The following is a 4,817-nucleotide window of genomic DNA, read 5'->3' as shown; positions in this document are numbered from 1 at the left end:
ACTGAACTTTCTGGAAGCCGGGATCGCCCTTCGGCGATCCGCCGGCATCAGGCCTTCGGCGCAGCCGGGACGACCTTGGAAACGATGCCCTCGAACGGCTTGTAGGCGTCCTTGGCAAGGGCGGTGTAAAGCTCGCCCATCTTGGTGAGCTGGGCGACCGCGCCCTCGAAAGAGGTCTTGAGATAGTCGGCCTGGATCTCGAGAGCCTTGTCGAAGGTCTTCACGCCGGCGAGCTTCTCGAGCGTGGCGGTGCCAGCCTCGAAGGACTTCTTGGCATAGTCGGTCGCCTCGACGGCGATCGTCTGCACGCCCTTGGAGGTGACGCCGAACGCCTTCAGAGCGGCATCGACGTTGTCTTTGGAGGCCTTCTGAATGGTCTCGAACTGCTGGATCATGGGTCGTCTCCTGGCACTCTGGGTGCCGCCTCAGAGTGAATGGGCCAGATAGGCCCGTTTTGTCGCCCCAAGGTCGTATGAAGAGATCACCACCGGGGACTGCCTTCATATTGTGCATTGCAACATGAATGTCAAGAGAACGCTGCATTGCACCAAACGCAGATCGTTCCGACCGCAACCGTTCAAGTTTTAACGGCTCCGTAACCGCATCCGACTAACCTCCCCTCACTGTGTCCTGCGTGCCACGAACATGGAGCGCCGGACGGACCGACAGTGAGTTCGAGGCGAGTCCATGGTTCTGGGTTGCGTTGTGTTTCAGCGGCCGCGTCTGCGCGCCGTTGTCGGGCTGATCGGCATCGCCGCAGTCGCGGCCACGATAGCCTCCTCACCGGCCGAGGCGCGCAAGCGCCGGCATCATGCAGCGGGCGGCGGCTACACCCCGCCCTACGCGGCGATGGTCGTCGACGCCAGGACGGGGCGGACGCTGCACGCGGTCAACGAGGATGCCGCGCGCATCCCGGCCTCCCTCACCAAGGTCATGACGCTCTACATGCTGTTCGAGCAGATGGAGCGCGGCCGCTTCTCGATGGATTCCGAGCTCAGGGTCTCGTCCTACGCGGCCTCGCAGCCGCCGACCAAGCTCGGCCTGCGCCCGGGCTCGACCATCTCGGTCGAGGACGCGATCAAGAGCATGATCACCCTCTCGGCCAACGACTCCTCCGTCGTCGTGGCCGAGAACATCGCCGGTTCGGAAGACGCCTTCGCCGAGCAGATGACGCGCAAGGCGCGCTCGCTCGGCATGGGCTCGACCCGCTTCTACAATCCGCACGGCCTGCCGCACTCGCCGCCGAACCTGACGACCGCGCGCGACCTCACCATCCTGGCGCGCGCCATCCAGGAGCGCTTCCCGAAATACTATCCGCTCTTCTCGATGCGCGCCTTCCAGTACGGCAGCCGCACGATCCGCGGGCATAACCGCCTGCTCGGCAAGGTCGAGGGCGTCGACGGCATCAAGACCGGCTACACCCGCGCCTCCGGTTTCAACCTGATGACCTCCGCCAAGTCCGACGGCCGGCATGTCGTCTCCGTCGTGCTCGGGGGTCGCTCCGGCGCCTCGCGCGACAAGATCATGACCGATCTCGTACTGGCCAGCCTGCCGCGTGCCGCCACCAGCGGCCGGTCCTCGGTGATGGTCGCCGAGGCGCCCGAGCCCGAGGAGCGTCCGCGCGCCGCGGCCGTCCAGCAGGCCGCCGCCGAGCCCGCGCCGATCCCGGTCCCGCGTCCGCGCCAGCAGGCCGAGGAGCAGCAGCCCCTGCCGGCCGCCGCCCGCGCCTATGCCCCGATGTCGACGACGACCCCGATCGCCCCGCCGCGGCCGGTCGCCGCCGCCGCACCGCAGATCCAGCTCTCCGGCGTCCGCCCGGTCGCCGCGACCACGACGCCGTCCGCCATGCGCTGGTCGATCGGCGCGCAGCCGAGCGATGCCAAGGTTCTGCGTCCGCCGGCGAATGTCGATGTCACCTCTTCGATCGCCAGGGCGGCCGAACCCGCGCCCGAACCCGTCAAGGTCGCCGTCGCCAGGGCCGAGGCCCCGGCCACGACCGTCGCCCGCAAGGCGGAAGCCGCCCCCGCCAAGGTCCAGGCCCCCGAGCCCGCCCCGGCAATGTCGCACCAGGCCGCCGTGGTCGCCTCCGGCAAGTGGGTGATCCAGCTCGGCGCCACCGACGACGAGGGCAAGGCGAAGGAGATCCTGGCCCGCGCCCGCGCCAAGGCTGCCGGCTCACTCGCCAGCGCCTCGCCGTTCACGGAGAAGGTCGAGAAGGGCGGTTCCACGCTGTTCCGGGCCCGCTTCGCCGGCTTCGACGACTCGAAGGATGCGCAGAACGCCTGCGCCCAGCTGAAGCGCGGAGGCTTCTCCTGCTTCGCCACCCGCAGCTGAACGGTCAGGGACAGGAGGTTACGCCATGTCGCAGACCCACTCCCCGAACCCCCCGCTATCGCTGCTTCACAAGGACGTCCTTGGCCTGGTTGACGCGAGCGGCAAGGCCGCTGGTGCCCCCGGCATCCGGGTGGATGCGCTTCATCAGAGCCCGGTGGGCTTCGCGGACCGCCTCCTCGCTCGCCCCCGGCTGAAGCCCCAGGATCTCGTAGGCCTCCTGCTGCGTCATCGCGCCCGCGCCCGGCGCTCCACCCTGCCGCGCGTCGCCATCACGCTGAGCGTCTTCACGCCAGCCGGGCGACCGGCGGTCGAGATATGCCTCTAGCAGCCGCGAGCCATCGGGATCGCGGGCCAGGCATTCGCGCATCAGCGCGCTGAGCTCGGCCATGCTCAGGCTGTCGAGCGCTCGCCCCGCGAAGGCGCCGGCCCTGACGCTCCCGGCCATGGCGCCGCTGTCGTGGTCGAGTTCCATCTCCAGCAGCGTGGACCCGACCTTCGAAGTCGCTCCCGGCGTCGGCCCGGAGCGATCGGCCCAGGGAAAGCGGATGCCGCCCGGCCCCGTCGCGCTCCAGCCGAGCAGCCAGGCCCCGATGCCGCCGAGGAAGATCGCCATGTCCATGCGGCCGCGGACCATCAGCAGCCCGGCCACGCCGAGCGAGGCAACGCCGCCGACCGTCTTCATCAACCGGGCCAGGACCTTCGGATTCGTCCCGGCGAAGAGCTTCGCCAGCCACCAGACCAGGATCAGGATGGCGAGGCCGTAGAGCAGGCTCACTTGCGGCCTCCGTCCATGGCGGCGAGCAGCCCCTTGACCGCCGGGCTCGAACCGGCGAGCCGGAGCATCGCCTCGCGCCCGCCAGCCGCATAGGCCGCCGCCCCCCGCAACAGCTCGAGCAGCGAGGCCGGCGCGGTCACATCGAAGCGCGCATGGGCCCCGCCGGTGAGGCGCGCGATCGTCGCGAATGCCGCGCTCGCGGCAGCGTCGAACCCTTCCTGGAAGACGAAGCCTCGGATACCGCGCAGCCCGAGCTCGCCCGCCAGCGCCGCCAGGGCATCGGCATCTTCCTCCATCGCGTCGCCGACGAAGACGAAGGCCCGGATCGGGACCTCCTGCGCCTCGTCGCGGACATGGCGCAGCACGCGCGCGATCTGCGTCTGGCCACCCTCGCAGGCGATCCTGCGCATCAGCCCGGTCAACCTCTCGGGCTCGCCGACCCAGCCCGAGGCTCGGCATTCGCCGATGCCCCGGAAATAGACCAGCTGGACGGCGAGGCCGCCGCCCTGTCCCGCGACCTCGAACATCCGCGCCTGCAGGGAGCAGGCGAGGTCCCAGGTCGGCTGGCGGCTCATCGTGGCATCGAGCGCAAAGACCAGCCGCCCGGCCTGGCCCGTCGCGAGGGGCGCCAGCCGCCTTGCCGCCCCGAGAAAGCGGTCGATCTCGCCCGGCTGCGAATGTCCTGTCGGCGTGGTCGCGGCGGCCTTGCCGACAGCGCGATCGTTCTTGTCGCTCATCAACCCATTGATCCGACGGAATCGGTCCCTTCGGTTCTGATATTGGCCATCGCAGCCGCATTTGCTACCCGTCCGACAAATGGAGGAAGCGAGAGTGGCTGGGATCACGATTTTCGAGACGGTCGCCGCGATGCGCGAGACCGTTGCCGGCTGGCATGCGGCCGGCGAGAAGGTGGCGCTCGTGCCGACTATGGGCGCGCTCCACGAAGGCCATATCGCCCTGGTGACGGAAGGCCAGCGTCACGCCAAGCGGGTCATCGTCTCGATCTTCGTCAATCCGACCCAGTTCGCGCCGCATGAGGACTTCAAGAAATATCCGCGCACCTTCGACGACGACTGCGCCAGGCTGGTGGCCGCCGGGGCCGACGCAGTTTTCTTTCCTTCGGTGGAGGAGATGTATCCGGCGGGCTTCGCCACCCGCGTCCTGTTGCTGGGCCCCGCCGCCGTCGGCCTCGAGGACCGCTTCCGCCCGACGCATTTCGAGGGCGTGGCGACGATCTGCTGCAAGCTCTTCACCCAATCGCGCGCCGATCACGCGATCTTCGGCGAAAAGGACTATCAGCAGCTCAAGGTCGTCACCCGCATGGCCGATGATCTCGACCTCGGCATCGAGGTCGTCCCGCTGGCGACGATCCGCGAAGCGGACGGCCTCGCCATGTCCTCGCGCAACCGCTACCTCTCGGCCGAGCACCGGGCGCTGGCCCCCCTGCTCCATCGCGTGATGCAGGACCTGGCCGCCCGCATCCGCAACCGCGAAGATCTGTTCAAGGCAGTCGCCGACGCGCAGAACGCGATCATCACCGCCGGCTTCGAGCTCGACTATCTGGAGGCGCGCCATGCCGAGACCCTGGCGCCGGTCGCCTCGCTCGCCGACGGGCCGATCCGCCTGCTGCTCGCCGCGCGCATCGGCAGCACGCGCCTGATCGACAACATCCCGGTCTGACCCGCAGGCGGCCTCGCCGCCGCCGGTC

5 protein-coding genes are annotated in these 4,817 nt (G+C 69.2%); 2 read left to right on the top strand and 3 right to left on the bottom strand.

Annotated features, from left to right (window positions below; genetic code table 11):
• Window positions 1-47: 47 nt before the first annotated feature.
• A complete protein-coding gene (locus ACIPIA_RS10415) occupies window positions 48-395 on the bottom strand; it encodes a phasin family protein (protein WP_400509203.1) in 348 nt (115 codons plus the stop codon).
• 292 nt (window positions 396-687) lie between these two features.
• On the opposite strand from ACIPIA_RS10415, the gene ACIPIA_RS10410 reads away from it, so the two are divergent.
• Window positions 688-2,334: an SPOR domain-containing protein gene (locus ACIPIA_RS10410; RefSeq protein WP_400509201.1), complete on the top strand. Its 1,647-nt coding sequence runs from the start codon at window positions 688-690 to the stop codon at window positions 2,332-2,334.
• Between the two features lie 55 nt (window positions 2,335-2,389).
• On the opposite strand, the gene ACIPIA_RS10405 is transcribed toward ACIPIA_RS10410, so the two are convergent.
• Complete coding sequence (locus ACIPIA_RS10405) at window positions 2,390-3,109, bottom strand: DnaJ domain-containing protein (RefSeq protein ID WP_400509199.1); 720 nt, start codon at window positions 3,107-3,109, stop codon at window positions 2,390-2,392.
• On the bottom strand, window positions 3,106-3,846 hold the full coding sequence (locus tag ACIPIA_RS10400; protein ID WP_400509198.1) for a VWA domain-containing protein: 741 nt from the start codon (window positions 3,844-3,846) through the stop codon (window positions 3,106-3,108). Before ACIPIA_RS10400 ends, ACIPIA_RS10405 begins: the two co-directional genes overlap by 4 nt.
• Before the next feature lie 94 nt (window positions 3,847-3,940).
• Between ACIPIA_RS10400 and panC the strand changes: the two genes are divergently transcribed.
• Window positions 3,941-4,789 (top strand): pantoate--beta-alanine ligase, encoded by an 849-nt coding sequence (gene panC / locus ACIPIA_RS10395; protein ID WP_400509196.1) that lies wholly within the window; start codon window positions 3,941-3,943, stop codon window positions 4,787-4,789.
• The last annotated feature ends 28 nt before the right edge of the window (window positions 4,790-4,817 follow it).

Origin of the sequence: Allobosea sp. CER48 (assembly GCF_044752385.1) — a bacterium.
In the GTDB taxonomy this organism is placed as follows: domain Bacteria; phylum Pseudomonadota; class Alphaproteobacteria; order Rhizobiales; family Beijerinckiaceae; genus Allobosea.
The sequence above is the reverse complement of the archived record's forward strand: the minus strand, read 5'-3'. Positions and strand labels throughout refer to the sequence as shown.

Coding starts and splice junctions, on each gene's coding strand:
- ACIPIA_RS10410 (WP_400509201.1), top strand. CDS start 688: ATGGTTCTGGGTTGCGTTGTGTTTCAGCGGCCGCGTCTGCGCGCCGTT.
- ACIPIA_RS10400 (WP_400509198.1), bottom strand. CDS start 3,846: ATGAGCGACAAGAACGATCGCGCTGTCGGCAAGGCCGCCGCGACCACG.
- ACIPIA_RS10415 (WP_400509203.1), bottom strand. CDS start 395: ATGATCCAGCAGTTCGAGACCATTCAGAAGGCCTCCAAAGACAACGTC.